This is a genomic window from Arthrobacter alpinus (assembly GCF_900105965.1).
Classification (GTDB): Bacteria; Actinomycetota; Actinomycetes; order Actinomycetales; family Micrococcaceae; genus Specibacter; species Specibacter alpinus.
The window spans coordinates 3,454,220-3,478,417 of record NZ_FNTV01000001.1 but is presented as its reverse complement, the minus strand read 5'-3'; the positions used below and the strand labels follow the sequence as shown (position 1 = coordinate 3,478,417).

18 protein-coding genes and 1 pseudogene are annotated in these 24,198 nt (G+C 61.7%); 10 read left to right on the top strand and 9 right to left on the bottom strand.

The window, feature by feature from the left end:
- The first annotated feature begins 4 nt into the window (after window positions 1-4).
- Genes BLV41_RS15850 through BLV41_RS15835 form a run of 4 tightly spaced genes read left to right on the top strand, consistent with a single transcriptional unit; the run spans window position 5 to window position 3,983 of the window.
- Complete coding sequence (locus tag BLV41_RS15850; RefSeq protein ID WP_211481638.1) at window positions 5-1,054, top strand: 2-aminoethylphosphonate ABC transporter substrate-binding protein; 1,050 nt, start codon at window positions 5-7, stop codon at window positions 1,052-1,054.
- 43 nt (window positions 1,055-1,097) lie between these two features.
- Window positions 1,098-2,297 (top strand): ABC transporter ATP-binding protein, encoded by a 1,200-nt coding sequence (locus BLV41_RS15845; protein WP_083360830.1) that lies wholly within the window; start codon window positions 1,098-1,100, stop codon window positions 2,295-2,297.
- On the top strand, window positions 2,294-3,196 hold the full coding sequence (locus BLV41_RS15840) for a 2-aminoethylphosphonate ABC transporter permease subunit (protein ID WP_074712434.1): 903 nt from the start codon (window positions 2,294-2,296) through the stop codon (window positions 3,194-3,196). The genes BLV41_RS15845 and BLV41_RS15840 overlap by 4 nt, the downstream gene beginning before the upstream one ends.
- Window positions 3,180-3,983, top strand: a complete 804-nt coding sequence (locus tag BLV41_RS15835) for an ABC transporter permease (RefSeq protein ID WP_074712433.1) — start codon at window positions 3,180-3,182, stop codon at window positions 3,981-3,983. The genes BLV41_RS15840 and BLV41_RS15835 overlap by 17 nt, the downstream gene beginning before the upstream one ends.
- A gap of 32 nt (window positions 3,984-4,015) precedes the next feature.
- Here the strand turns inward: BLV41_RS15835 and BLV41_RS15830 are convergent, their stop codons facing one another.
- Window positions 4,016-5,698, bottom strand: coding sequence for an ABC-F family ATP-binding cassette domain-containing protein (locus BLV41_RS15830; protein ID WP_074712432.1), 1,683 nt, complete (start codon window positions 5,696-5,698; stop codon window positions 4,016-4,018).
- 134 nt (window positions 5,699-5,832) lie between these two features.
- Here BLV41_RS15830 and BLV41_RS15825 point away from each other — a divergent pair, with 134 nt between their 5' ends.
- Window positions 5,833-7,143: a sensor histidine kinase gene (locus tag BLV41_RS15825; protein WP_074712431.1), complete on the top strand. Its 1,311-nt coding sequence runs from the start codon at window positions 5,833-5,835 to the stop codon at window positions 7,141-7,143.
- 67 nt (window positions 7,144-7,210) lie between these two features.
- Entirely contained in the window at window positions 7,211-7,867 is a 657-nt protein-coding gene (locus tag BLV41_RS15820; protein ID WP_074712430.1) for a response regulator transcription factor, read from the top strand.
- Between the two features lie 120 nt (window positions 7,868-7,987).
- Here BLV41_RS15820 and BLV41_RS15815 read toward each other — a convergent pair whose 3' ends face one another.
- A complete protein-coding gene (locus tag BLV41_RS15815; RefSeq protein WP_083360829.1) occupies window positions 7,988-12,439 on the bottom strand; it encodes an NPCBM/NEW2 domain-containing protein in 4,452 nt (1,483 codons plus the stop codon).
- A 467-nt stretch (window positions 12,440-12,906) separates the two neighbouring features.
- On the opposite strand from BLV41_RS15815, the gene BLV41_RS22600 reads away from it, so the two are divergent.
- Window positions 12,907-13,392 carry a hypothetical protein gene (locus BLV41_RS22600; RefSeq protein WP_170835387.1) on the top strand — a complete coding sequence of 162 codons (486 nt, stop codon included), beginning with the start codon at window positions 12,907-12,909 and terminating at the stop codon, window positions 13,390-13,392.
- 35 nt (window positions 13,393-13,427) lie between these two features.
- Here the strand turns inward: BLV41_RS22600 and BLV41_RS22595 are convergent.
- The 3 genes and pseudogenes from BLV41_RS22595 to BLV41_RS15800 form a co-directional block, all read right to left on the bottom strand.
- Window positions 13,428-13,736 (bottom strand): annotated as a pseudogene (locus tag BLV41_RS22595) (C40 family peptidase); the annotation flags it as partial.
- A 573-nt stretch (window positions 13,737-14,309) separates the two neighbouring features.
- Entirely contained in the window at window positions 14,310-14,960 is a 651-nt protein-coding gene (locus tag BLV41_RS15805; RefSeq protein ID WP_074712427.1) for a response regulator transcription factor, read from the bottom strand.
- A complete protein-coding gene (locus BLV41_RS15800) occupies window positions 14,953-16,245 on the bottom strand; it encodes a sensor histidine kinase (protein ID WP_074712426.1) in 1,293 nt (430 codons plus the stop codon). Before BLV41_RS15800 ends, BLV41_RS15805 begins: the two co-directional genes overlap by 8 nt.
- Before the next feature lie 184 nt (window positions 16,246-16,429).
- On the opposite strand from BLV41_RS15800, the gene BLV41_RS15795 reads away from it, so the two are divergent.
- The 3 genes from BLV41_RS15795 to BLV41_RS15785 all read left to right on the top strand — a co-directional run bounded on the left by BLV41_RS15795 (window position 16,430) and on the right by BLV41_RS15785 (window position 18,780).
- Window positions 16,430-17,578 carry an ABC transporter permease gene (locus tag BLV41_RS15795; RefSeq protein WP_074712425.1) on the top strand — a complete coding sequence of 383 codons (1,149 nt, stop codon included), beginning with the start codon at window positions 16,430-16,432 and terminating at the stop codon, window positions 17,576-17,578.
- A 16-nt stretch (window positions 17,579-17,594) separates the two neighbouring features.
- Entirely contained in the window at window positions 17,595-18,299 is a 705-nt protein-coding gene (locus tag BLV41_RS15790) for an ABC transporter ATP-binding protein (RefSeq protein WP_074712424.1), read from the top strand.
- 91 nt (window positions 18,300-18,390) lie between these two features.
- Entirely contained in the window at window positions 18,391-18,780 is a 390-nt protein-coding gene (locus tag BLV41_RS15785) for an META domain-containing protein (RefSeq protein ID WP_074712423.1), read from the top strand.
- An 88-nt stretch (window positions 18,781-18,868) separates the two neighbouring features.
- Here BLV41_RS15785 and BLV41_RS15780 read toward each other — a convergent pair whose 3' ends face one another.
- From BLV41_RS15780 to BLV41_RS15765, 4 genes are all read right to left on the bottom strand, one after another.
- Window positions 18,869-20,317, bottom strand: coding sequence for a phytoene desaturase family protein (locus BLV41_RS15780; protein WP_074712422.1), 1,449 nt, complete (start codon window positions 20,315-20,317; stop codon window positions 18,869-18,871).
- On the bottom strand, window positions 20,310-21,812 hold the full coding sequence (locus BLV41_RS15775; RefSeq protein ID WP_074712421.1) for a glycosyltransferase 87 family protein: 1,503 nt from the start codon (window positions 21,810-21,812) through the stop codon (window positions 20,310-20,312). Before BLV41_RS15775 ends, BLV41_RS15780 begins: the two co-directional genes overlap by 8 nt.
- A gap of 89 nt (window positions 21,813-21,901) precedes the next feature.
- Window positions 21,902-22,525, bottom strand: a complete 624-nt coding sequence (locus BLV41_RS15770; RefSeq protein WP_074712420.1) for a histidine phosphatase family protein — start codon at window positions 22,523-22,525, stop codon at window positions 21,902-21,904.
- A 46-nt stretch (window positions 22,526-22,571) separates the two neighbouring features.
- A complete protein-coding gene (locus tag BLV41_RS15765) occupies window positions 22,572-24,080 on the bottom strand; it encodes a CCA tRNA nucleotidyltransferase (RefSeq protein WP_074712419.1) in 1,509 nt (502 codons plus the stop codon).
- Window positions 24,081-24,198: the final 118 nt, after the last annotated feature.

The following is a 24,198-nucleotide window of genomic DNA, read 5'->3' as shown; positions in this document are numbered from 1 at the left end:
CATCTTGAAAAAGTCTCTTCGCCTTCTCTCCCTGCTCGCTGTGGCCACTGCCGGCACCATGCTTATGACAGGTTGTGGTGGCACAGCCACTGGCAACACCGCCAGCGCCTCGGAACAAAAGGTCACTGTCTACAGCGCCGACGGCCTGGCTGATTGGTACGGAGCTACCTTCGAGAATTTCACGAAGGACACTGGTATCAAGGTAGAGCTCATTGAGGCCGGCTCCGGCGAGGTGATCTCCCGGGCACAAAAGGAGAAGTCCAACCCGCAGGCCGATGTGATCGTCACCCTGCCTCCGTTCATTCAGCAGGCAGAAAAGAATGGCCTGCTGCAGAAGAACTCTCTGGATCTTTCCGGTGTTCCTGCTGAATCCAAGTCGCCGGAGGGCATGTATGTGTCTGTGGTGAACAACTACGCAGCCATGATTCGCAACACAACAGCCGCCGACAAGCCCGACACATGGCAGGACCTGCTGGATTCAAAGTACGAAGGAAAAATCCAGTATTCCACTCCCGGCCAGGCTGGCGACGGTACGGCCATGTTGCTCGTGCTCCAGAAAATCAAGGGCAAGGACGGGGCGCTTGACTACCTCAGTGCCCTTCAGAAAAACAACGTTGGCCCCAGCGCGTCAACCGGCAAGCTCGGCCCAAAGGTTTCCAAAGGCGAACTGAGCGTGGCCAACAGTGACGTCCAGATGGCGCTGCAGTCCATCAAGGCCGACAAGTCTGCCTTCGAAGTATTCTTCCCCAAGAACAACGACGGCGCCCGGGCCACCCTTGCACTGCCGTACGTCATGGGGCTGGCGGCAGATGCACCGCACCAGGACAACGCCGCACAGCTCATGGACTACCTAATCTCCAAGCCAGTCCAGGAAACCATCTCCGGCTCAGCACTCGGTCTACCCGTCCGATCGGACGTCACCCCGGGCGATGAAAACTTCACGGCGCTGAAGAAGACCATGGACGGTGTCACTGTCTTGCAACCGGAGTGGAATGAGGTCCTCACCGACCTTGATGCCGATCTCAAGGACTACAACACGGCCACCGGCCAGTAATCGTCCCGCGCTCGATATCCGCCACCCTCCCAACAGGAGCACCATGCTGTCCATAACCAAGAAGTCCCGTCACGCCCATCCGGGCGCTCAACACCCAACCGAAGGTCCCGGCGTCGTGCCCCAGAACACCGAGCCACCGGTCAAGGCGGTGGAGCTGCGCAACGTCTCCGTCACGTACGGGACCACAGTTGCCCTTGAAGGGCTGAGCCTGCACGTGGAGCGCGGGGAAACCGTGGCGTTGCTTGGTCCCTCTGGATCCGGAAAATCCACTGCGTTGAAGGCCATCGCCGGCTTTGAACAACCCTCCAGCGGCCAGATCCTGCTCGATGGCAGCGATGTCACGGGAACCTCGCCGGCACAACGCGGAATCGGCGTCGTAGTGCAGTCATATGCTCTCTTCCCGCACATGCGCATTGACTCAAACGTGGCGTACGGGCTCAAGGCGCGCAAGCTCCCCAAGGAACGGGTTGCTGCCCGGGTCAAGAAGATGCTCGAGATGGTGGGCATGGAGGAACATGCACACAAGTTGCCCCGCCAGCTCTCGGGCGGGCAGCAGCAGCGTGTGGCAATTGCCCGCGCACTAGCCATCAAACCCCAGCTCTTGCTGTTGGACGAGCCGCTGTCCGCGCTCGATGCCTCATTGCGCGCCGAGATGCTGATCGAACTTCAAGCCCTGCGTGCGGAGCTTCCCGATATTGCCATGGTCTATGTGACTCACGATCAATCAGAGGCGCTGACACTGGCTGACAGGATCGCCGTGATGCGCAATGCACGACTGGAGGAGATTGGCACCGCTGACGAGTTGTACAACCGGCCCAGGAGCGCATTCACCGCCAAATTCCTCGGCGGCGCGTCCTTGCTTCCAGCCGTCTCAACTACGGTTGCGCGTGGCGGCGGCGCAGTTGCCACCGTCAGGGTGGGCCAACATCGAATGCGAGCCGTGGCCCCTTTTGTCCTGGCTCCCGGGGACCGGGCAAAATTGGCTGTGCGCCCACACGCTTGGCAGCTGGAGACCGGTGCCGACAACGCCGTGGTTTCGATCGAAAACAGCCTACCCGGCCGAGTGGAGTCCGTGCAGTGGCGCGGTGCTGGCCACCGGGTCCAGGTCGATTTGATTGGCATCGCTGAACGAGTAACCGTGGATCTGCCGGCACTATCGGCTGTGCCCACACCAGGAGCCCTTGTGGTGCTCAGCGTCGACGCGCAGCATGCCGTGCTGGTCCCGGCCGGAGATACCCCATGAGTTCCGCTACCTCGACCAAGTCCATGCCAGCCCAAGCCCCCACGATGCCCTCTGGCAAGACGCGCATTGCGTGGCTGTGGCTGGCTGTTCCCCTGCTCTTTGTCGCTGCCTTCTTTGTCTACCCCCTCATCCAGATCGGTGCACAGTCATTTCTGGACAAGTCCGGGGAACCTGTCGGGCTGGAGAACTGGCGCTATGAACTCGCCTCGCCTGCGGTTCAGGCGGCGATGGGAACCACCTTGAAAATCGCCGCCATGTCCACACTTGGGGCCATCGTCTTGGGCACTTTCATTGCCTTGGCGCTGTCCTTTGTTCCGTTTCGCGGCGCAGGATTCATCACCCGACTCATTGAAACCGTGGTTTCTTTTCCGTCGTTTCTGATTCCCTTGGCCTTTAGCATCTTGTACGGCCGCACCGGAGTGGTTAATTCGGTCATGGAGTCCGTAGCCCCTGGCATCCCTCCCCTGAACTTCGTCAACGAGGTACCCGGCGTGGTGCTGGCCGAGATCGCCTTCTACACCCCATTTGTGGTGCGCCCCCTGCTGGCAATATTTTCCCAAGTTCCGCGTGAACTCATCGACGTCGCTGGAAGCCTGGGAAGCAGCCCGTGGGCCATTGTCCGCACCGTCATTCTCCCTGCAGCGGTGCCTGCCTTGGCTGCAGCAGCAGGACTGACATTCCTGCTGACCATGAATGAATTCGGAATTATTTTGTTCACCGGGGCTAAGAACGTCATGACGCTGCCCATGCTGATCTACACGCGAAGTATCGTCACCTTCGATTTCCCCTCCGCAGCCGTCATAGCCTGCGTGCAGGTCTCCCTGTCGCTGGGTGTTTACTGCCTTTACCGTTGGACCACCAAGAAACTTTCCGGAGCTTCACATGCTGCTGCACACTAAATCTTCCAAGTTCACCGTCTGGGCTTTCCTCACGTTGGCACTGCTGCTTCTCATCGGCGCACCGCTACTGGTCACCTTGATGGCTGCTTTTGCCGGCAGCTGGAATGGAGTTCTTCCGTCCAACCCCACGCTGGGACACGTGGTTGGCGCTCTGGCTGCCGACAACCTTTCCTCGCTGATCGTGAGCCTGCAAACCGCTGTATTCGCCAGCCTGCTGGCTGTCTTCCTTGGCACGTGGGCGGCTTTGTGCGCCGCCTCTTCACCGACAAACTCGGCGGTTTCAAGGGTGAGCGACGCGGTGTTTCACCTGCCTGCAGCAGTGCCGTCCGTCGTCGTCGGGCTAGGGATGCTGACGGCTTTTAGCAAGGCCCCGGTACTACTCAACGGCACGGCGGCGATCGTCATTCTGGCGCAGACACTCCTGGTTCTGGCCTTCGCCTACAGCACAGTTTCGGCCGCCGCTCGGGGCGCAGATCCGCTGATTCCCTTGGCCGCGGCAAGTTTAGGGGCATCCCGGTTGCGGGTTCTCCTCACCATCAAGCTGCCGCTGCTGCTGCCTTCCATTGCAGCAGCAACAGGGTTGGCCGTCGCTTTGTGCATGGGTGAATTGGGCGCCACAGTCATGCTCTACCCGGCCAGTTGGCGCACCTTGCCTGTCACGATCTTCACCCTGACAGACCGCGGAGCCCTTTTTGACGCGGCCGCCAACACCCTGGTCCTGATTGCGGTCACGGTTGCAGTGCTGGCTGTTATTGCCAAGTTCCGCGGCAAAACTGCCGTACGGTGACGTCCCAACCGTACGACTGGAAAATCCGCTGGTTAACGGGCCCGTTCCACACGTTTCTCGTCCCAGACAGGCTCGTCTGACTCGTAGACCTTGCCGTCTGAGCCAAACACCAGAAAGCGGTCAAAGGAGCGGGCAAACCAACGGTCGTGGGTTACGGCCAGGACGGTTCCTTCGAAGGAGTCGATGGCCCTTTCCAGGGCTTCGGCCGAGTGCAGATCGAGGTTGTCGGTGGGCTCATCCAGCAGCAACAATGTGGCGCCGGAAAGCTCCAACAGCAGAATCTGGAACCGTGCCTGCTGCCCGCCGGACAAGGAATCGTACTTCTGCTCTGAACTCGAAGCCAGTCCATAGCGATCCAGGGCGCCAGCGGCCGCCTCGCGCCCCATTCCCGAACGGTGCTCATCCCCGCGGTGGAGAATGTCCAGCAACGTTCGCGTCAAAAGGTCTGGACGGGCATGGGTCTGGGCAAAGAAGCCCGGGCGAATGCGGGCACCGAGTTTGACGGAGCCTTCGTGAGGCACAGGCGCAATTTCGACGTCGGACACCGGCTCATGTTCCTTGTCCGGGTCCGAGCCGCCTGCGGCCAAAAGCCGCAGGAAGTGAGACTTGCCTGATCCATTGGAACCCAGGACACCCACCCTGTCCCCAAACCATAGCTCGGTGCTGAATGGTTTCATGAGACCGGTCAATTCCAGCTTGTCGGCGATGACTGCACGTTTGGCCGTCCGCCCGCCCTTGAGGCGCATTTTCACGTTTTGTTCAATGGGCAGTGCTTCCGGCGGACCTTGCTCCAAGAACTGGGCCAGGCGCGACTGGGCGGCTTGGTAGCGGTTGGCCATATCGGAGCGGAAGGCGGCCTTCGTCTTGTACATGTTGACGAGTTCCTTGAGCTTGATGTGCTCCTCGTCCCACCGCTTCCGCAATTCTTCGAACCGGGCGTTACGGTCCTCTCGGGCCTTCACATACGACTCAAAACCGCCACCGTGAGTCCAGCTGGAGGCGCCGTTGATGCCGGGTTCGAGTGTGACAATTCTGTTTGCGGCATTGGCTAGGAGCTCGCGGTCGTGGCTAACAAACAACACGGACTTCTTCGACTCAGCCATTTTTGCTTCAAGCCAGCGCTTGCCAGGCACATCCAAATAGTTATCGGGCTCATCCAGCAGCAGCACCTCGTCGGGGCCGGAGAACAGCGCCTCAAGGACCAAGCGTTTTTGCTCGCCACCGCTAAGGGTTGCGGCTTTGCGGTACTGGGCGGTGTAGAAATCCATTCCCATTGCGGCCATGGTGACTTCGTCCCATGTGGTTTCCATCTCATAACCGCCAACATCGCCCCAGTCGGCGATGGCCTGGGCATACGCCATCTGGCTGGGTTCGTCGTCGCGTTCCAGCATGGCTACTTCGGCCTCGTCAACTGCCTTTCCGGCGGCTGCAATATTGGGTGAGGCAACGGACAGCAACAGATCACGGACGGTGCTTTCATCACGCACCTGCCCCACAAACTGGCGCATGACACCCATGCTGCCCGAGCGCGAAACAGCGCCCTCGTCGGCCTTAATATCCTGGCAAATGATGCGCAACAACGTGGTCTTGCCCGTGCCGTTGGGGCCGATCAGCGCCGTCTTGGTGCCATCGGAGACGCGAAAGTTCACCCCGTTCAGCAGCTGCCGGCCGTCAGAGAGAAAGTAGTCAATGTTTGCAACGTCAATGTGTCCCACACACTAATTCTCCCATCTCCCATGACCAGTGCCATCCGCCATGGGCACTCAGGGTAGTCGGTGGGGATATCCCCACCCTGTATTCACCGGCTGGCATGATGGTTCAAGGACCCCGCCACGGCAAGGATTGAACTATGAGCAACCCATACGCCACACCGGCTCCAAAGTCCTGGCAGATCGTGCGCCCGCAAACATGGCGGCAGATCGGATCGGACCTGGCCTACATCCTGCCCGGCTTCTTCATTTCACTCGTTTCCTTCATCGTCCTGATTACCCTCTTCTCGGTGGGCCTGTCCACGATCGTCATCTGGGTTGGCCTGCCGGTTCTCGTGGCCTGCCTCGCTACGGCCAGGTGGTTTGCAACTGTTAATCGATCCGCGCTGCGGCGCTGGTCTGGCAGCATTCCGCCCGTGCACTACCGAACTCCACAAAAATATACCATTGGTGGCATGTTTAGGACTCTGGCCGATCCACAGCCGTGGAAGGATCTTATTCACGGCGTTTTCGTGTCCTTTACCTACCGGACCGCATCGTTCTGCATAGCCATCACGGTCTTAGGCGTCAGCTTGGGTGGACTGACCCAGTGGATCTGGCTGTGGTTCCTGCCGCCGGGAAATACTCCACTTGCGGAATACATCGGGCTCGATACGTTCCTGGGAGTCAGCCCCAACACCGCGGAGGCTTGGTTTGGGTTGGTCTACGGTGCACTGTTTCTACTACTCCTTCCCTTCATAACGCACTTGTTGGCCACGGCCGATGCCGCCATGACGCGGGCCCTGCTCACGAATGAAAACGCTGCCCTGCGCGCCCGCGGCGAAGAGTTGACCACCAGCCGGGCCCAGATAGTATCTGAGGAGGCCAGCACCTTGCGCAAGATTGAAAGGGACCTCCACGACGGCCCGCAGCAACGCCTCATTCGATTGCAGATGGACGTTGAAGCCGCCCAGCGGCGCATGCTCAGCGATCCAGAGGCCGCCCGGGAGCTCATGAATGGAGCCCTTGAACAAAGCCGTGAGGCCCTCACGGAATTGCGGCAGCTGTCCCGCGGCATTGCCCCTCCCCTGTTGGCCGATCGCGGGCTTCGGACAGCCATAGAGTCACTGGCCACAAGATCAACGGTTCCGGTGACCGTATCCGGCAACTTGGAGCACGGCGCAAGGCTCGTTGAAAGCGCCGAAAATGCCGCCTACTTTGTGGCATCCGAGGCCCTGGCCAACGTTTCCAAGCATTCAGGTGCCACCCACGCGAGGCTCACGGTTCAAATGGGCCCCACCGAGCTATACGTCGAGGTCACTGACGATGGAGTCGGCGGCGCCCATGCGGGGAAAGGCCACGGTCTGGCCGGATTGGTTGATCGGCTTGCCGGCGTCGACGGCTCGCTGGAGGTTATCAGCCCAGCAGGCGGCCCCACCTCATTGCGGGCAAGTATTCCGCTTCGTGCCTGAGCCAGTACTCGCCCCCAGTTCTCACGCCCGGGCCTGGCCACCGGCCGTCGGGCACTACTGTGGAACCATGCGTGTTGTCCTTGCCGAAGATTCCGTCCTGCTCCGTGAGGGCCTGGTTCGACTACTCGAGGAGACCGGAGCCGTGGTCTGCGCGGCCGTTGGGGACGGAACCGAACTACTCGCGGCAGTTCAGGAACACGTCCCCGATCTGCTGATCACGGATGTTCGCATGCCACCTTCCCACCGCGACGAAGGACTCAAGGCGGCCCTTGACGTTCGGGCGCGATTCCCCTCCGTGGCGATTCTGGTGCTTTCCCAATACGTGGAGCTGAGCTACGCCAGTGAGCTGCTGGCCGGCGCATCCAACGGCGCCGGCTTGGGCTACCTGCTCAAGGACAGGGTGGCCCGCTTTGAGGACTTCGCCGACGCCATCCGCCGCGTGACGGCAGGCGCCACGGTCATTGATCCAGAAGTGGTAAGCACCCTGCTGACCAACCGCACGGCCACGGACCCCCTCAACACGCTGAGCCCGCGGGAGTCGCAGGTGCTCGGGCTCATGGCCCAGGGCCTGACCAACGCCGGCATCGCCAAGACTCTCGTCATCAGCGCCGGTGCCGTCGAAAAACACATCAGCGCCATCTTCATCAAGCTCGGCCTGCAGCCGGGCGCCGACGACCACCGCCGCGTTCTGGCTGTTCTGAGCTTCCTTCAGCACGGCGGCTGAGTCAACACGTGGAGAAGGACCCGTCCGCACTTTGCGGACGGGTCCTTCTCTACGTCAGGTTGTGCGTCTTATGCACGACGGCGGCCAGGTTATTGGCCGCCGGTGACGGACGGGGTGCGGCTACGGCTTCCCCACCGGGGGCACCACTGCATTGACAGTGGATGTCACTGACAGACCGGCCTTGTCAGTGGCGCGGTAGGCGGCGGACATGCCATTTTTCCCTGCCTTGATGACGGCCTTGTAGGCCTGCCAGGTGGTGCCGCCGTCGGTGGAGTACTCCACCGAGGAGACGCCGGAGCCGGAATCGGCAGCCGTTAGCTTGATCGTGCGGCCGTTGACTTTCGCCTTCACGGTGGGAACCTGGGTGTCCACCTTGAATTCGGCTGTTGCCTTGGCTTCCTCGACGTTGCCGGCGGCGTCAGTGGAGCGGTACTTGAAACCGTTGACACCCTCGGGCAGTGCGAGCGTCTCGGTGTACGTGCTCCAGGGGCCGTTTCCAATCTGGTATTCAGTCTTGGCGACTCCCACGTTGTCCGTTGCGGCCAGTTCGACACTCGGTGCCGTGGTGTACCAGCCACTGGCGGCGGGTGTCGCCGGTGCAATGGTAGCCGTGGTAACCGGAGCCTGGTCATCGGCGGCAGGAGCCTGCGCGCAGAGGAACTTGGCGTTGCCCCACACGCCGTGGGCGCCGTTGATGTTGCCACCGGAGATCGGGTCGACCTTCAGTTCCACATAGGAGACGCCGGTCAGGTCAATCTCCAGCTTTTCCGGAGCGAAGCCCTTGACCAGCGTGCGGCTCTGGTAAAGCACCTTGCCGTCACCCACCACCGTGAAGATGATGGTGCCGCCGAAGTCGCCTTCCAGCCCGATCTCGGAAGTGAAGCGGGAGCACTGCTCGCCCACGTAGTACGTGAGGTTGGAGGCCGCGTGGACGCCCATGCCCTTCTCGTACGTGGTGGTCTTCGAGTTGGCCGGGTCGGTACGGTCAACAATGGTCAGTGGAACATCGGGTGAAGCTGCCGAGTCCTTGTTGACCACGTCCTTGCCAATGACGCCGTAGCCGTTGGTGGCGCTCACGGGGGTCACATCGGAAATGAAGGTGTCTGCCTCCGGTGCCGTGGGCAGTGGGAAGTCCACAACCTGCCAATCAAAGATCTTGACGTTCTCGGCAACCGGCAGCTGCACCGAGGCAAGCTCCTTGTTGGGGAGCAGGCGTACAGTGCCTGAGTAGATCTGGTAGCCGGTGCTTGTGTATTCCGGGTTGGCAGCCTGGGCCTGGCTGTTGCGGCCCATGGCCTTGACGGCCACCTTGGCGCCCCGGGTGTCGCCCTGGGGCAGCCAGTTGGGGAAGTACGGAGCACCCTTCTGAACGGTTCCGTCCTTGTAGGTTATTGTCAGTTCCGGGCTGACGCCCGCTCCGGCGGCGGCCGAGCCGAGAACGGCCAGGTCGGTGCCCTTTCCGGCCAGGGCGATGGTCTGCCCATTCAGCGCGACGGCATTGTTCTTGTTGGCGCCTGCTTCGGGCCAGGTGTAGTTGACCTCGGTGGGCAGGCCCGCATCCACGGTGACAGTGGACCCCGGAGTCACACCGCCGGCCGGAACAGTGGCGTTCGCAAGCTGCTCGGAGTTGAAGGAGGCGCCGCCGCCGTCGAAGTTGCCGAGCTTGTCCACGAATGCGCCGCTGGCGGTGGTGACTGAGATGTTGTTGAACGCGCCCGCCAGCGATCCATAGGCCACGTACATCTGGTTGGAGCCTGAGACTTCCTGGGTGGCACCCTTGGAGTCGTTGTATGTCGCCTTGGCGCCGATGCTTTGCAGTCCGGCAGCCGAGGCGCTCCCGGGGAGCAGGTCAAACGTTGCCTGGACGGTTGCGCCGGGGGCCACCTGGGCCACCGTTGCGCCCTGTGCGTTGCTCACAGTCCAGCCGGCGGGGACCACGGGGGTGATGACCACGTTTGTCTTGGCGTTGCTGCCGGTGTTGGTGAACGTTGCCGAGGCAGCGGTCTTGCTGCCCTGGAACACCTTGTTTTCCAGGTTCACGGCCACTGCGGCCGCCAAGGCGTCCGAGTCCGTACCGCCGACGGCGGATGTGGCCTTGAGCGTGATGGTTGCCGTTGCGTTGGAGGCAACTGCGCCGGCCTTGACGTGCACGGTTCCGCCAGCATCTGCGGCGTCGTAGTACCAGCTCGTTGCGGCAGCCTCGAGGGCTGTCGCGTCGGGAACCTTGGCCACCGTGGTTGCACCCACGGTGACCGAGGACGGTGCCGAGCCGCTGTGCACGGCCAGATTGTAAGGACGGGCGGCAGCCTTGCCGGCGTAGTCGCCGTCGCGCTTGCCGATGGTGACACTTACGTCGCCGCCATTCTTGGCCGGTGCGGCCACCTTGAATTCCTGGACGCTGGTGGAGCCGTTCTTGTATTCGCGGCTGACCTTGTCATCTTCCTTCAGGGTGAAGGAAGATGCTCCGGCAGGGTAGACGTCAACCGTCAGGGCCGAGTCTTCCGCAACCAGAGAGGCGTTGCGGGCAATGGGGCCCTTGGGCACCACTGCGCCAGCGCGGACGAAGATCGGCAGGGTTTCCAACGGGGCGCTGTAGCCGTTGAGGACCTGGCCGCCCTGGTGGATGGCCCCGGTCCAGTAGTCGATCCACTGCGAGCCGGCGGGCAAGACGATGCCGTTACGGACGGGGGTGGAGGTGGAAACGGGGGCCACCAGATAGTCCGAACCGAGCAGGAACTGGGTTTCGGCTTCCTTGGTGTAGGACAACGGGTCGCTGGGGAATTCCAGCGGCATGCTGCGCATCATGCCCACGCCGTTGGTGTTGGAATCAACGGCAAGCGAGTAGATGAAGGGCATGAGTTCCTGGCGCATCTGCAGGTACTTGCGGTTAATCTCGGTGGCCGCCTCGCCGTAGAGCCACGGGCGCTTGTCCACATTGGACCAGCCGCTCATGGAATACAGCTCGGGCGCGAAGGCCTTCCACTGCAGGTCGCGGACGTAGCTTTCGGCGCTGCCGCCGAAGATGCCGTCCACATCGGAGGCGGTAAAGGCCTGGCCCGAGTTGGTGGCGCCGGCCATGGCCGGTACAGCCCAACGGACGGCGTCCAGGTTGCCGGAGTGATCGCCGGTCCACGGCACACCACAACGCTGGGCACCGGCCCAGCCCTCAACCATGAGGGTGTTGGCGCGGCCCTCGGAATAGCTCTCTATGCCGCTCTTGGCACTTTCACAGCCGGTCAGCGCCATGCGGTAGCCCGCGCCGACCCAGGCGACGTCGAGCTTGCGCAGGGCGATGCCGTCGGTGCCAACTTCCTTTTCCTGGTTGCTCAGCGAACGCTGCGTCCACAGGCCGGTCTTGAGGTTGGCCTCGGCCTCGATGGCCTTGACCGTGTTGCCCAGGCCCTTGTCGGCGCTGTTGGGGTCGTACGGGGCGTTCTTGTCAAAGCCCGCAGCATCCTCGGTGTACTCGCAGCCGTAGCCGTCGTTGACGATCATCCAGCCCGCGGGCATGTTGTTGTCCTTGAACTCCTTGGCCGTTTCGACGGAGTCGTAGGTGTGCTGCTTCTTGGTGGCGTTGGGGTCGGCCGGCGGAGCCTCGCCGCGCAGTGCGCGGTTGTAGCAGTCGGCGTCGCCGTATTCCAGGCCGTACACGGGGGGCAGGTTGGGGCGCCCTGTCAGCTTGGTGTAGCCGTCAAGGCTCTGCTTGTAGTCGCCCACAAAGTAGTAGGCGTCGAAGCGCTTTTCCTTGTGGGTCGTGGTCTCGTTGGCCGTGAACGTGTAGGAGCCGGGAGCAAAGGTGTTGCGCAGGACGCCGTAGCCGGCGCTCGTCATGTAATACGGGACCGCGTTGGGGTGGCCTTCGTCGTCCCAGTCGAAGTTGTTGGAGATGTTGACGGTGGAGCCCGTGTGGACCACGCGGCCGTTCTGCATGCCGCCGCCCAGGAACTGCTCCCCGGCCAGCGGGGCAAGGTGCTGGGTGGTGGAGTTGGCGCCAAAGCTGAGGGCGGACGCTTCCGTCCATACGACGCTGCCGTCGGCGCGCTTGAGCGTAAATGCACCGGAGGCTTTGTTGACTTCCAGCTTCACCTTGGCCGTGGCCATCGTGATGTCACCGCCGGCGTCGGTGACGTTGACGCTGCCTGCCTTAAAGTCGGCAGCACCCACCACGATGTTGGCCGTGCGCGTGGCGTCGACAGGTGATTCGGGCGTGTTGGCCGGATCCGAGAAGGTTCCCGTGGGGGTGGCCTCGAGGCGGAAGTTTCCGTCGTCCAAGAAGGTCACGCGGATGGCGCCGGTGGCGGGGGCCAGGCTGACCACGTTGCCGGCCTTCGTGAAGGAGCCGATGGCACCCAAGGTAGCCCCGTTTTCGACAGGAACTTCGGGCTTAATGTTCGACGCCGCAATCGGCGTACCGGAGGCGGCGAGTGCCGCGGGAGAAAGTGCCAGGGCCGGCAGTGACCCTACGGCCAGCAGGCCAGCCAAAGTCACAGCCGTGGCGCGCCAGCCCATGGCGCTACGGCCCGGTGGTTTTTGCCTCAACTTCGCTGGATGCTTCTCGTGGAGCAGTGACATTCTGGCTCGCTTTCGCCTATTTACGATAGTTAATGACTGAATGCATGATGAAACACGCATTAAGAATCACTTAATCATGTGATCCAGGTCAAGCAAATGACCAAAAGTGATCCATGCCATACGTTTGTGACGAGCATCAGTAGACGGTAACTGTCCAAAAATCTGCAGAAACACAAGAAGCCCTGCCAAGCGTCAAGATTGACGGCTGGCAGGGCTTCTTGTGGTTCTCAACGAATTATGGCGAGGGCACAGCACTTTCTGAGCGAGCCGACTCCGTGGCCTTCACGCCCAATTGACTTTCACTTGCGCTTGCCGATGAAGGGGGCGCAACTGTGGCGATTTGACTGGGCACTACAGAATTCACGCCCAATTGACTTTCACTTGCGCTTGCCGATGAAGGGGGCGCAACTGTGGCGCTTTGACTGGGCACTACAGAATTCACGCCCGGGTCGTCAGTAGCCGATGCTGTGGTTTCGGAAGCCGTCCTGACAGGCTCGGTTGTGGCTGGTTCGGTAGCAACAGGGGGTGCAGTGCTCGGTTCCGCCGTATCCGGCTCCGAAGTGGAAGGGCTGATTGTGGCGGGGTTAGTCGTACTTGGCGCCGTCGTCGCCGGGTTTGTAGTTGCCGGGCTGGTCGTAGCGGGGTTCGTTGTACCTGGCGCCGTCGTTGCCGGGTTGGTTGTACCTGGCGCCGTCGTTGCCGGGTTGGTTGTACCCGGCGCCGTCGTTGCCGGGCTCGTGGTTGCCGGTTTGGTAGTTGGCGGGGTGGTTCCTGGCGAGGTTGATCCCGGACTGGCCGAGGGAGCGTGGCTGGGTTCAGCCGTGGCGGTCGGCCCTGTTGTTGGCGTGGCGGTCGCCGAGGCGGAGGCCTTTGCCCGGGCCAACTCATCCGCCGTGGCGAAGGCCGGCATGGTGAAGTACGTGGATGAACTACTCACGTCCGCCGGTGCATGAAGAATAGTGCCGACGGAGGGGTTCAGGGCGCTGATCATCTTGCCTTTGCCAATGTAAATGCCAATATGCGACCAGTGATTGGGCCCGTCCGGGTTTTGCACCACGATGTCGCCAGGCTGCGGGTTTTTCGTTTCCACCATGGGCAGCCACTGTTCAGTTCGAGGCAGACCCACCCCCGCCTGACGGTAGGCCCATTGCACAAACCCCGAACAGTCCCAACCGTTTTCAAAGCTGGTGCCACCCCAAACGTAGCGGTGGCCAAGGCCCTGATAGGCAGCTATCAAAATGTCTTTGCGTACTTGTGAAATCAACTCAGCTGAGATTTCTGGAATGTCACCACGCATGGCGTCGACCGAGCGAGCCAGCTGCGAGGTGTTCCCATTGGGATCGGTAAGGTCAAAGAGCTCTTTGGCCGCGGACTTTTTGGATAGGACTAGCGTGTTGGCGAAGGAAATCTTCACCCCAAAATCTTGACCCGCCAAGGCATCAAATCCAGCCGGCTCCATGGTGCCGGGGCTGCTGGCCGTGTAAATGGATTCTTGAGCAGCGCGTGCAGCTGCAGCATCTGCGGCGGACGTGTCGACATACCCGGCCGCTACGAATCCGCCGGAGGCTAGCAAGGTACAGACGGCGGCCATGCTCAGCTGGTACGGCCGTGATTTGCCTATCGAAAACGTCACTAGGTAGTCCTCCTGCTCCCTCGCACGCGGTATAGGTGAGCCTACGCCGGTTCCGGTTGACTTGCGGGTTAATTTCCAAAAGAAATCAACATTCCCGAATCAAACAATCAGGCGAACGTATTCACACATTTGTTATGCAAATCCCATCGAATATGTCGGCGTTCTGTTGGAGTCCACATGACGCAAGCAATCACTTGGCCAGTACGTTCTGTGGCCTTGACCGGCACCACGTCACCCTCAACCGGCCTCTCGAATGATCCGTCTGGCGCGAGCCACGGAAATCGCCGCGGTCCGGTTGTCCACACCCAACTTGTCGTAGATGTGAACCAGGTGGGTTTTTACGGTTGCCTCGGAGATGAAAAGGTCCTTCGCGATCGCCTTGTTGCTCATCCCCGTGGCCAGCAGCTGAGCCAATTCCACCTCCCGCGCGGACAAGACAGGCGCAGGGTTGCGAATCCTGCCCATGAGGCGCGCGGCGACCTCGGGCGCCAAGGCCGTTTGCCCGGCAGCGGCCTGCTGCACCGCGGCGCGAATTTGTTCCGGTGGCGCATCCTTGAGCATGTATCCGCTGGCCCCTGCCTCCACGGCCGCCAAAATGTCGGCATCGGTGTCATAGGTGGTCAGAATCAGGACCGGCGGTGCGTCGGCCATCGCCTTGATGGCCCTGGTGGCGCTGACACCGTCCATTCCTTCCCCCATTTGCAGGTCCATCAGCACCATGTCGATCGCTGTACCCAGAGCCTGACCACGTTGAATCTCCCTAATGGCAGCTCCACCTTCGGTCGCCTCGGCAACTACCGTGAACCCCTCAAACTCGGACAACATGGCCCTCAGCCCCGCCCGCACCACGGGGTGGTCATCCACCAGCAAAATCCGAATCTCATGCATCTTTCCCCCCCTGCATCGCACTCGTTCCCTGCCTCAACGGCAGTCGGACGGCCACAACGGTGCCATTTCCCGGAGCCGATTCCACGGTGAAGGTGCCGCCCTGGGCAACCACCCGTTCGCGCAGCGAGCGGAGCCCAAAGCCGCTCCCATCCGCTCTCCCTGCTACGGTGTCGGCGAGTTTTTCCGGCTCAAAGCCACGTCCGTCGTCGTACACGTCCAGGGTCACCTCGCTGCCCTGAAAAGCCAGACTGACGACGGCGGACCGGGCTTTGGCGTGCAGCCAGACATTCGCCAAACTCGCCTGGGCAGCCCGCAGCAGGGTCACCTGGTAGGGCTGCGGAAGTTCAATGGGCTCACCGTCGAGCCGGAAACTACACTTCAAGTTCCCGCTCCTGGCCGCTGCTTCTCGCTGCGTCTTACTGCAGAGCCGCGACAAACTCTCCACCAAAGAGGATTCAGCAAGCTCCGGGGAGGAAAGCCCACGCACAAAGTTGCGGGCCTCGGCCAGATTCTCCGACGCGGTGGCCTCCACCATGGCCAGGCTCCCTTCGGTTGACTCCAGATCGCCGGACGCCAAGCTGCGCCGGGCCGCACGGGAGACCAGGATGATCGAGGAAAAGCCCTGGGCCAAGGTGTCATGAATCTCGCGAGCCAGCCGGGCCCGCTCGGCAAGTACGCCAGCCTCGTGCTGGGAGGCAGAGAGCTCGGTACGGGTACGCCGGAGTTCTTGCGCAGCAAGCCGCTGGTATTCACCCTCCTCATACAGGAGCCGATACGCCTTTGAGGTTGCCACGGCGAAAGCGGCCCCGAACAGCGGCCCCACTATGACGGGTAGCTGCGGCAGGCTCGTTCCGGCAGAGATCCACTGCGCCACAATCACGGCCACTGTCATCAAGATGGTGGTGCCCAGCCCCGCCCAGCGTGGCAAGAGGTGCAGATGCAAGAAGAACAAAGGGAAAACGAGCCACGAGAAATCCACCGACCCGACCATCAGAACGGCCCACAGGATGGTGATCACGGCCAACCAGCCCACAGCGAAACGTCGTGGATTTACTTGCAGAGAACCCGAAGAAAACCGTTTCTCCGCGACGGTTCCCGCCAGATACGTTACGGCCAAAAGGACGGCGAGTGCCAGGAAGAAAAGGCGTCCGTGTTGCTCCCCCGTGGTGATGAGCAGGCGGATGACGCCCACGCCCAACAAGACCGCAAAGCCCACGTGAAGCGCAACGCGCAGGAAGCGCAGGATCGAGCCACTGGTGACGGGAGAGGCTTCGACAGCAGACATGCCACCAGCTTAGGCCCCGCCCCCTCCGGAACCCAGCTGTGGATGGCGAATCAACCAAATGGTTGATTGCACTATCAACCGTGTGGAAGTACCAGGATCAACCATCCCCGCGATGGCTCGGGAACGCTTGAACGAGAGAGTGGAAGTACCAAGAAAAATCTCTGCATCATGAAAGAAGTTCTCCATGTTCCTCGCGATCCGAGACATCCGTTTTGCCAAAGGGCGGTTTGCCCTCATGGGCACTGTTGTGGCCCTGATTTCCCTGCTGTTGGTGCTGCTCTCCGGCTTGACCGCGGGTCTGGGCAACCAGTCAACGTCAGCCATTGAGCAGCTAGGTGGTGGTAAAGCGGGTGACAAGGTCAGCCAGGTGGTTTTTGGGGCGCCGGCGGGCAACGATGCCAAGGCGTCCTATACGGAGAGTCAGGTGACACAGGAACAGCTCGACTCGTGGTCGGGCCGCCCAGGCGTGCAATCTGCGGTTCCCCTAGGCATCAGCCAAAGCCGCTTCCAGGGCGCCGGAGACAGCAAAGGCATTGCCAATGTGGCCGTGTTTGGTGTGGGCAAGGCCATCCCTGGCAACTCAGGCCCAGGCGGGCCGGAAACGGCAGACGGGATCGCGCCGTCGGACGTTAGCGATACAACAGTGGTGATCGGTGAAGGCATCGCGAAAGAACTCACCTTGGCCAGTGGAGATGCCGTAACCATCGCCGGAATCGAGTTCACTGTTGCCGGGATAGTGCCGGACCAGTGGTATTCACACAGCTCAGTTGTCTGGACCACACTGGGCGGCTGGACCAAGATCGCCCACCTCAGCGATCCCTCGCAACTGGCCACGGTTCTGGCCGTGACCTTCCAGCCGGGCGCCAACGTCGACACGGACGCCGCCAACGCAGCCGCCGGAACGGTCAGCGCAACCCGCAGTGGATCTTTCCAAGGGCTGGGCGGTTACAAGAGTGAGAATGGTTCGCTACTGATGATGCAGGCGTTCTTGTACGGAATTTCAGCTCTGGTGATCGTCGCATTCCTGACGGTCTGGACCGTGCAACGCACCCGCGACATCGCAGTACTCAAAGCCATGGGCGCTTCCGGCGGATATCTCCTGCGTGACGCCCTAACCCAAGCAGCTCTGGTCCTGATCGCCGGCGCAGGACTTGGCGGGCTGGTGGGCGTGGCTGGCGGGCTTCTTGCCGGACAGGCAGCCCCCTTCCTCCTGACGCCTGCAACAACTCTGGCGCCCGTGATCGGAATCGTAGTTCTCGGACTGGCTGGCGCGGCGATTGCTGTTCGCAAGGTCACCCGAGTCGACGCCATGATTGCCCTCGGCGGCAACTAACTAGTAAGGAAATCCCATGACAGCCTTGAACCTCATCAACGTGACACTGAACTACCCCGACGGCGAAGGGATCATGACGGCCCTGGACTCGGTCAACCTCGCTGTTCAGCCCGGCCAATTTATCTCCCTGGTAGGTCCCTCCGGATCGGGAAAGTCCAGCCTGCTGGCCGTGGCCGCCACTCTCATCAAACCCACCTCGGGGCTGGTGATGATCGACGGCGTCGACACCACCGCGCTGAGCGAGAAGGAGCTGGCCGCCCTGCGCCGCAACAAGATCGGCATCATCTTCCAGCAGCCGAACTTGTTGGCGTCCCTGACGGCCGCTGAGCAGCTCATCATGACCAGCCACCTGCGCGGAGGCTCGCTGCGCGCAGCGGGAACACGAGCCGCGGAGTTGCTGGAGCTGGTGGGGCTGGGCGGCTCCTCCGGAAAACGTCCGCATCAGCTCTCCGGGGGCCAGCGCCAACGCGTCAACATTGCTCGCGCTCTCATGGCGCAACCGAAGGTCCTGCTAGTTGATGAGCCCACCGCTGCCCTGGACCATGAGCGCAGCGAGTCCATTGTGCGGTTGCTGCGGGAGGTCTGCGACGAATTCAACGTAGCAACAGTCATGGTCACCCACGACACCGAGTTCGTCCCGCTCACCGATGCCATGGCCTCCATGCGCGACGGCGTTTTGGCAGCTCCCGTGGCTGCGTTACCAAGCCTTGGCTTCCGCTAAGGGACGCACGGGGAAGGCAGAGAATGTCGAAGGATGCAATAGCATAAAGGAAATGGACGTTTAGACCAGCGCGATCGGAGCCACCCTCATCATGAAACGCCTTGCAGCCTTTGCCGGCAGCTTGCTTCTTGCCTTGACCATCTCTTCCTGCGGTGCCACAACCGGCCCCGTTGGCACTTGGGGTGACGGCTACAACACTGACAAGTTGCCGTACCTGGAGATGTCACTGGCCGCCGAACATGACCCGAGTTTCGATCAGGCAGGATTCATTACCGGCAGCGACGGTTGCAACCGTCTGACCGGTCAGTGGTTCCTGGCTCAGGGCAAGCTCAGTTTCTCGCAATTTGGCAGCACCACAAAGGCGTGCGAAGACATCGACACCTGGCTCTCCAAGACGGCAGGCGCCACCCTCGAGGGTGATGTACTGACCCTGACGGACGCCAGTGGCGCCGTCATCGGCACCCTGGACCGGCGCAACTAGCCCCCAGCTCCTCCCCAATTCAAGCCGCTGACGCGCCTTGAATTGGGGCCCCTCGGAGCTGTGGGCCCAAACTCTCGAATCATTTTGGCTACAGCCCCAACGCCGGCGCCGGAAGGCCGAAGGTGTTCTTCAGTGCCGATCGGGCCGCCAGCCAGCCACCCATCCCGTGCACCGAGGGCCCTGGTGTTGTTGACGCAGAGCCGAGGTACACCCCGGGCACCGGGGTTCGCCACGGATCAGGGGAAATCACGGGACGTTTCAACAGCTGCATCATGGTGACGGCCCCGGAGCTGATGTCGCCGTCGATGTAGTTCGGGTTGTAGCGGCCTACGTCCTGTGCGGTTTGCGTATGGGTGGCGAGGATCAGGTCCCTGAAGCCTGGGGCCTGCCTTTCCACGGCTCGAATGATGGCGTCCGTGCAGTCGCGGGTGGACCCTGCAGGTACATGGGTGTAGGCCCAGAATGTTTGGTGCCCCTCCGGTGCGCGGCTGTCATCAACCACCCCCGCCTGCACGGCCAGCACGTAGGGGTTCTCAGGATGCCTTCCGGCCAAGACTTGATTCTCGGCGGATGCAATGGATGCCCGGGTCCCGCCAAGGTGAAGTGTCGGGGCCTTGCGAAGTTCCGAGGCCGTCCACGGAACGGGACCGGAAAGAGCAAAATCAACCTTGCACACCCCTGCCCCGTACTTGAAAGAATCCAGTTTGCGTACATAGTTGGCGGGCAGCTCTTTGCCTGCCATTGCCACCAGGGCTCGCGGCGTGGTGTTGAAGATGACTGCCTTGGCGCCCGTTGCTGATTTGAGTTCGGAAAGACTGTCCACGCGGTGCGCCAGCTCAATCCGGCCGCCATGAGCCTGCAGGTCCTCAGCCATGGACTGGGCAATAGCCTGCGAACCTCCCCGTGGCACGGGCCATCCGCCGGCATGTGCCAGAACTCCCAGAAGCAAGCCCGCCCCCGCGGTGGACAGTGCAGGAAGCCGCCCAATGGCGTGCGCACCAACGCCCGTCAACATGGCCGGTGCCGTGCCTTCCCTGAAGCCTAGGTTCCAGGCCGGAGTGCCCTGCAAGAGCGTGCGCGCGCCATACTGGATCGCTGCGAGTGGGTCCGCGGGGAGCCGCAAGAGGCTTCCCTGCGTGAAATCAATGACGCCCTCCAAACGATTGAGCAGTGGTGTCATGAGGGTTCGCCAGGCTCGTCCGTCAACACCGAGCGCATCAACGGTGCGTTCCAGGCTGCGGTAGGCAATCCCGGCCCGGCCGCCGTCGAGCGGGTGACCGTAGGAAACTTCCGGAACAATCAACTCAATCCGGCGGCTGAGTTCAAAGGCATTGAAAAAAGGCGATGCAAGCGCCATGGGGTGCACGGCGGCGCACACGTCGTGATGGAATCCCGGTAGCGTCAATTCCTTGGTCCGGGTGCCTCCGCCAACTGAGTCGGCGGCCTCAAAAATTTGCACCGAAAGCCCCGCGCGGGCCATCGTGACGGCTGCCGCCAGTCCGTTGGGGCCGGAACCCACTACGGCCACGTCAACCATCCTGGGAGTCCTTCGGTACGGATGCGTCCTGCGGTGCAGCCTCTGCGGAAGGACCCCGGAAGGACTCCTCGGCCTCGTCCAGCAGCGCAACCGCCGGATCCCCCGGAGCGTCAAGGAAGGCACCGCCCTGAGCATCGGCAATTGGTCCACGGCGCACCACATCATGCCCGGTAACGTATATATCCCTGATGGTCAGCCCAATCAATACGCACGTGGCAGCGCCGGAGAGCACCGCAGCCATGACAAAGTACGGGGCATCGATGGCGTGCTGGTTGCTGATGTTGCCCAAGGTTTTGCTGCGGAACAGCATCAGTGCGATGAAATGCGTCAAGACCGCCGCCTGCCACAGGAGCACCGGACGCCATCGAGGCATTGCCAGCGCCACCAAGGGCACCAACCACAGCGCGTGCCACGGTTCAGTGGTCTTGTTGATCACCACGAAACCGGCCACGGCTACGAAAATAAGTTGCCCCACCCGGGGTCGCCTGGGCGTGTAGAGGGCAAGGTAGGCCACCGCCAGAAGCAGCGCCGCCAGCAGAATCGCAGATAGCGCATTGACCATTCCAATTCCCATGACGGGCATGCCTACTTGTGCTGCAAGGATGTTCCACCCGCCATAGATGGACGATTCAGACGACTCGGCCGCAATCAACGCCTTCAAATACTCTGGGATCGCGGGCGGATTCGTCGCCATGATGGGCGCCAAAAACAGTAGGAGGGCAATCGCCGCAGCGGCGATCATTTCAAGCATCCTGGTGGCCCGGCCCGCCCTGATACCCAGCAGCAACAGAACCAGCAGAATGAGAATCGGGTAGGGTGCCGCCAAACTGGCAATCCCTAGTACCGCACCCGCCCAGAGTGTACGACGCCGGGCAAAAAGGTAAAGCGCCAGGCTCACCAGTGCCACCGCCCAGAAATCCCAGCTGACATAGGCCATCAGCACCAGAACGGGGCTGGTCGCGACTATGGCCGCGTCCCACGGCCGCCGGCCCGCGGTACGGGCCACCATAACCACGGTGGCGATCCACAGCGCGGCAATCAAAATGGCGTTGAGGTCAAAGAAAGCTAGCTGCCGCAGTGCCCCATCCCCGGAGGCCCGAGTCATCCAGGCCGTAATTCCCGCGATCCACCCGGCTATAACCGGTTGGCTAAAGGGTGAACCCTCACTGAAGAACGGGAAGTGGGTGGCTAAGCGGTCCTCCACAAATGCATTGGGGAAAACTGACCAGCACACGGTCGATTGCTGATCCGGAGTGGTCCACCCCATCGTGCGGCAATGAGACTTTGCCATGACAGCGATGAACGCGGACACCGCCGCCATGAGAATGAGGACCCGTTCCACCGTGAAGAACCCCGGATTGGTGATTCCCGGCGCCGTGCGCTTGCCCAGCGGACCACCCACAGGTTCCGTCAGGGTGCGCAGTAGGGAATCGCTGCGCGAAGGCACAACAATGGGATGCCGGGATGAAGTCCCCGAAGCCTGTGAATCCTGCATGACCACGAGCCTACCGCTTCCCACCGGCAACCCGACCGCGGCTTTATCGCGTTATGAGCACTGTTTCAAGGGTGCAGGCGGAAAGCCCGTCACAGACCCCACTGTTCAACGGCGGGGGTTTTCTTGTCCCAACCCAGAGTGCAAACCTTGGCCGTGCCCAGGATGAAGTGACGCCCTTCGCCAGCAGGCAGACCCAACCAGCGCGCGGTGAGGATCCTCAGGAAATGTCCGTGGGCCACCAGCAGGACGTTGGCGGGAGCACCATCTTCCCGCTTGACTGCGCGAACCCGCTTGACGATCTCATCGGCACGCGCGCCAACATGCTCAAGTGCCTCGCCGTTCGGCACGCCACTGTCCCAGATCAGGTAGCCCGGGTTTTCAGCGCGTACTACGGCGCTGTCAATGCCTTCGTAGTCACCGTAATCCCATTCCACGGCGTTGGGCTCCTGCTGGGCATCGGGGAAGCCAGCCAAGGAGGCTGTACGCTGCGCACGCTGCAACGGGGAGGTCAGGACCAGATCAAAGTCGACGCCGGCAAGCGTGGCCTGTGCGGACCGGGCCTGAGTCTCCCCAACCTCCGTTAACGGCAAATCCGTCAGCCCCGTGTACTGCCCACTGCGCGACCATTCGGTTTCTCCATGGCGCAACAGCCACAGCTTGGGACCACCCGGAATGGGTGCGGCTGCAGCGGGTGAGGATCCAGTTTGGCTCATGGTCTTATATTCCAATCAATGCATGTATCTAGGGGTGCTGTTTGGTCTAGGGAGTTTCCGCCGCGTCACGCGGAGCGCTGGATTCGAGTTCCTGGTCTTTAGACCCAGCGCCTTCGGGTGCTGCAGCTTCGGGCTGCTCGACCCACCACGTCCGAAGTTCTTTTTCTGCTTCTTCCGGGCCCAACGGTCCGCGTTCCATGCGAAGTTCGAGCAGGAAGTTGTATGCCCGGCCCACAACCCGCCCGGGCTTGATGTTCAACAAGGCCATGATGGCCCCGCCGTCCAAGTCCGGTCGAATCGAGTCAAGCTCTTCTTGTTCAGCCAAAACAGCAATACGTTGTTCAAGATCATCGTAGGCAAAGGACAGCCTGTCGGCCTTACGTTGGTTACGCGTAGTGACGTCCGATCGCGTCAATCGGTGCAGTCGCTCCAGTACGGGGCCTGCATCTGTGACGTACCGGCGAACGGCTGAGTCAGTCCACCCCGCTTCTCCATACCCATAGAAGCGCATGTGCAGCTCCACCAGGCGGGAAACCGCTTTGATCGAGTCATTGTCAAAGCGCAGCGCTTTCATCCGCTTTGCCGTGAGCTTAGCCCCGGCCAGGTCATGGTGCCGGAAGCTGACCCCGCCGCCGGGTTCAAAACGGCGGGTTTTGGGCTTGCCGACGTCGTGCATGAGGGCCGCGAAGCGCAACACGAAGTCAGGGCCGGGAACGGGACCATCCGGGCCGGTCTCCAGGGCAGCAGCCTGCTCCAGTACCTGCAGGGAATGCTGGTACACGTCCTTGTGGCGGTGGTGTTCATCGCTTTCCAGCTTCAGTGCAGGAACTTCAGGCAGCACCAGATCGGCCAGCCCGGTCTCAACCAGGATGTCGATGCCAGCTCGGGGATGGGCGCCGCAGATCAGCTTGACCAGCTCATCCCGGACCCGCTCCGCCGAGATAATACTGATCCTCTCGGCCATTCCCTTCATGGCCGCCAGGACCTCAGGATGGAGCGAGAAGCCCAACTGGGACGCAAAGCGGGCTGCCCGCATCATGCGCAAGGGGTCATCCGAGAAGGAGTCCACGGCAGCCCCAGGCGTGCGCAACAGCCCGGCGGCCAAGTCCTTGGCGCCACCAAAGGGATCAATGAGTTCCATCTCGGGCAGGCGCAAAGCCATGGAATTGACGCTGAAGTCACGGCGCTGCAAATCGTCAACCAGCGACCGGCCAAATGCCACGACGGGCTTTCGGGAATCGGGATCATAGGCCTCGGCTCGGTAAGTGGTGACCTCAATGAGCAACACCTCTTTACTGGCGTTGCGTTTGCGGAAGCCGATGGTGCCGAATTCGCGACCCATCTCCCAGTGCGAATCCGCCCATTTTTTGGCCACCTGAAGAATTTCATCGGGTGTCGCGTTGGTGGTGAAGTCCAAATCCGGTGAGGTCCGCCCCAAGAAGAGGTCGCGGACGGGTCCTCCCACAAGAGAGAGTTCAAAGCCGGCGTCGGCAAAGAGCCGGCCGAGCTCAAGAACCACCGGGTCAAATTTTGAGGTATCGAGCGCTAAATCCATGGTTCCTTAAGGATGCCAGACTTTTGCACTCGTGCGATTGCCCCGCCCATAGCCATCGCGGGGACTCTGCGGAAACCACCCCGGCCACCTGTCATCATCCATGACCAAAGATAGCTAG

What these genes read in the sequence shown, in the direction of transcription:
- BLV41_RS15845 (WP_083360830.1), top strand. Translation starts at nt 1,098, where the DNA reads ATGCTGTCCATAACCAAGAAGTCCCGTCACGCCCATCCGGGCGCTCAA.
- BLV41_RS15840 (WP_074712434.1), top strand. Translation starts at nt 2,294, where the DNA reads ATGAGTTCCGCTACCTCGACCAAGTCCATGCCAGCCCAAGCCCCCACG.
- BLV41_RS15835 (WP_074712433.1), top strand. Translation starts at nt 3,180, where the DNA reads ATGCTGCTGCACACTAAATCTTCCAAGTTCACCGTCTGGGCTTTCCTC.
- BLV41_RS15825 (WP_074712431.1), top strand. Translation starts at nt 5,833, where the DNA reads ATGAGCAACCCATACGCCACACCGGCTCCAAAGTCCTGGCAGATCGTG.
- BLV41_RS15820 (WP_074712430.1), top strand. Translation starts at nt 7,211, where the DNA reads ATGCGTGTTGTCCTTGCCGAAGATTCCGTCCTGCTCCGTGAGGGCCTG.
- BLV41_RS15815 (WP_083360829.1), bottom strand. Translation starts at nt 12,439, where the DNA reads ATGTCACTGCTCCACGAGAAGCATCCAGCGAAGTTGAGGCAAAAACCA.
- BLV41_RS15805 (WP_074712427.1), bottom strand. Translation starts at nt 14,960, where the DNA reads ATGCATGAGATTCGGATTTTGCTGGTGGATGACCACCCCGTGGTGCGG.
- BLV41_RS15800 (WP_074712426.1), bottom strand. Translation starts at nt 16,245, where the DNA reads ATGTCTGCTGTCGAAGCCTCTCCCGTCACCAGTGGCTCGATCCTGCGC.
- BLV41_RS15795 (WP_074712425.1), top strand. Translation starts at nt 16,430, where the DNA reads ATGTTCCTCGCGATCCGAGACATCCGTTTTGCCAAAGGGCGGTTTGCC.
- BLV41_RS15790 (WP_074712424.1), top strand. Translation starts at nt 17,595, where the DNA reads ATGACAGCCTTGAACCTCATCAACGTGACACTGAACTACCCCGACGGC.
- BLV41_RS15785 (WP_074712423.1), top strand. Translation starts at nt 18,391, where the DNA reads ATGAAACGCCTTGCAGCCTTTGCCGGCAGCTTGCTTCTTGCCTTGACC.
- BLV41_RS15780 (WP_074712422.1), bottom strand. Translation starts at nt 20,317, where the DNA reads ATGGTTGACGTGGCCGTAGTGGGTTCCGGCCCCAACGGACTGGCGGCA.
- BLV41_RS15775 (WP_074712421.1), bottom strand. Translation starts at nt 21,812, where the DNA reads ATGCAGGATTCACAGGCTTCGGGGACTTCATCCCGGCATCCCATTGTT.
- BLV41_RS15770 (WP_074712420.1), bottom strand. Translation starts at nt 22,525, where the DNA reads ATGAGCCAAACTGGATCCTCACCCGCTGCAGCCGCACCCATTCCGGGT.
- BLV41_RS15765 (WP_074712419.1), bottom strand. Translation starts at nt 24,080, where the DNA reads ATGGATTTAGCGCTCGATACCTCAAAATTTGACCCGGTGGTTCTTGAG.